The organism is Roseomonas sp. TAS13 (genome assembly GCF_001950415.1).
GTDB lineage: Bacteria > Pseudomonadota > Alphaproteobacteria > Acetobacterales > Acetobacteraceae > Roseomonas > Roseomonas mucosa.
On the sequence record NZ_BDLP01000551.1, the window covers coordinates 1 to 2,088 of the forward strand.

Sequence of the window (2,088 nt, forward strand, 5' to 3'; positions counted from 1 at the left end):
GCCTATGAGGAGATATCGGATGCCAGGGCCGCGGCCCTGCTGTCCCGCGCGCCGCGGGCCGAGGCGCTGCTCCAGGCCATGGACACCGTGGCCCTCGCCCTGGGTCGCGACCACCTCGCCATCGAGGAGGCCGATCCCCGGGGCGAAGCCGCGCGCCATTGCCTGGGCGAGTACTACGCCGAGCTCGCCCGCCGCTTCGAGAAGGGCTTCGACGTCACGCTTTCCCGCGACCCCGAGGCCGCCGACATGATGCGGCCCCGCGGCAGCTTCCTCCTGGCCCTGTCGGACGGCCTTCCCCTCGGCTGCGTCGGGCTCAAGGGCACGGGAAAGCAATGGGCGGAGATCAAGCGCCTCTGGGTCTCGCCCGCCGCGCGCGGCCTGGGCGTCGCGCGACGCCTCATGGACGCCGCCGAGGCCACCGCCCGGGAGCTCTCGATCCCGGTCCTCCGCCTCGACACCAACCGCGCGCTGCCGGAGGCCATGCAGCTCTACCGCGCCTCCGGCTGGACCGAGATCCCCCGCTTCAACGACGATCCCTACCCCGACACCTTCTTCGAGAAGCGTCTCTGATCCCGGCGCCGCCATCCGGGGCCTTCCGCCCGGACTCGGTCCGCCTCGGTGGACCACCCCCGGCGCCCGTGGCAGTTTGCCGGCCCCATGCTCTCCATCCCCGCCAGTCGCCCCAACGCCTATACCGGCAGCCCCCTCGACCGGGTCTCCGGCCGCCGTGACGAGGCGGATTTCGTCGCCGCCCAGCTGGCGCGCGAGGATGCCCTCTTCGTCCCCGTCTGGCGCAGCCAGTCCCTGCTCCGCGACAATGCCGCCGGCGAGCCCGAGGCCGTCCTCCTCACCCCCGCCACCGCCGAGGCCCTCCGCATGACCGCCGGCCCGGCGCCGGCCCCCCCTGGGCTTGCCCCCCACGGGCCCGCCCCCTGGGTGCTGCTCGGCCTCTTCGAGGAGGGGCCGCTGAAGGGCCGCCCCGTCTTCGCCGTGGACTGTTCCGCCGCCGAGGACCCGCTCCCCCTGCTGTCGCCGGAGATGGGCCGCTTCGCCGACCTGCGCCCCGTCGCCGCCCTCATGCCGCCCGGCGAGGCCAGCCTCCTCGCCCATGCCCGCGGCATGCTCCACTGGCGCAGCCGCCACCGCTTCTGCGGCGTCTGCGGCGGCGTCTGCGAGCCGCGTGCCGCCGGCAACACGCTCCGCTGCGCGAATTGCGGCACCATGCATTTCCCCCGCACCGACCCCGCCGTGATCATGCTGATCCTCCGGGGCGACCGCTGCCTCCTCGCCAACTCCCCCCGCTTCCCCGACACGACCATGTATTCGACCCTGGCCGGCTTCGTGGAACCGGGCGAGAGCCTGGAGGAAGCCGTGCGCCGCGAGGTGCTGGAGGAAGCGGGCATCCGCGTCGGCGAGGTCCACTACCATTCCTCCCAGCCCTGGCCCTTTCCGGCCTCCGTCATGATCGGCTTCCATGGGGAGGCCCTGTCCGATGCCATCACCATCGACCCGGACGAGATCCGCGACGCCCGCTGGTTCACCCGGGACGAGCTCCGCAGCATCGACACCCTCGGCCTGCGCCTGCCGCGCGCCGATTCCATCGCGCGCCGTCTGATCGAGGACTGGCTGGAGAACACCTGAATGCCCGCCTTCGCCCCGCGCCCCCGCACCATGTCCCCCGCCCGTGTGCACCCCGCCCATGCGCGCCCCGCCCGTGTGCGCCCCACCCGTGCGGCCCTGCCGCTTGCCCTCCTGGCCGCCCTGCCGCTCCTGGCCGCCTGCAATCCGGGTGGGGCCATCGTCCAGCCCGTCCCCCGCGCCGAGAACCCGCAGGAGGCCGCCTGCCGCCGCGAGGCCGCCCGCCGGCCGGAGGTCGTCGCGCTGATGCGCCAGCAGCCCCCCATCGACAACATCACCTGGTACCAGCGCTGGCAGGCCGAGGTCGCCGCCGCCCAGCTCAGCGCCACCAACGACTGCCTCCGCGCCGGTGGGCAGCCCATCAGTGGCGGCGTCGAGGCCGTCCGCCAGCCCGGCATGGCCGGCCCGGACGACCAGCCCCTCCGCTGACCCGCCCGCCCGCGCCATCTC

3 protein-coding genes are annotated in these 2,088 nt (G+C 74.4%); all 3 read left to right on the forward strand.

All coding sequences use genetic code 11. The features are described from left to right. Window positions 1–570 (forward strand): GNAT family N-acetyltransferase (locus tag ROTAS13_RS23460; protein ID WP_139323538.1); only part of this gene is annotated, 570 nt, incomplete at its 5' end. 87 nt (window positions 571–657) lie between these two features. Beyond that, window positions 658–1,641, forward strand: a complete 984-nt coding sequence (gene nudC, locus ROTAS13_RS23465; RefSeq protein WP_019463142.1) for an NAD(+) diphosphatase — start codon at window positions 658–660, stop codon at window positions 1,639–1,641. Then, the gene (locus ROTAS13_RS23470) at window positions 1,642–2,067 is read left to right on the forward strand and encodes a hypothetical protein (protein WP_083755692.1); all 426 of its coding nucleotides are present in this window, start codon (window positions 1,642–1,644) and stop codon (window positions 2,065–2,067) included. Window positions 2,068–2,088 lie beyond the last annotated feature (21 nt).

Excerpts from the sequence above, each read along its gene's own strand:
- nudC (WP_019463142.1), top strand. The coding sequence starts at position 658 with ATGCTCTCCATCCCCGCCAGTCGCCCCAACGCCTATACCGGCAGCCCC.
- ROTAS13_RS23470 (WP_083755692.1), top strand. The coding sequence starts at position 1,642 with ATGCCCGCCTTCGCCCCGCGCCCCCGCACCATGTCCCCCGCCCGTGTG.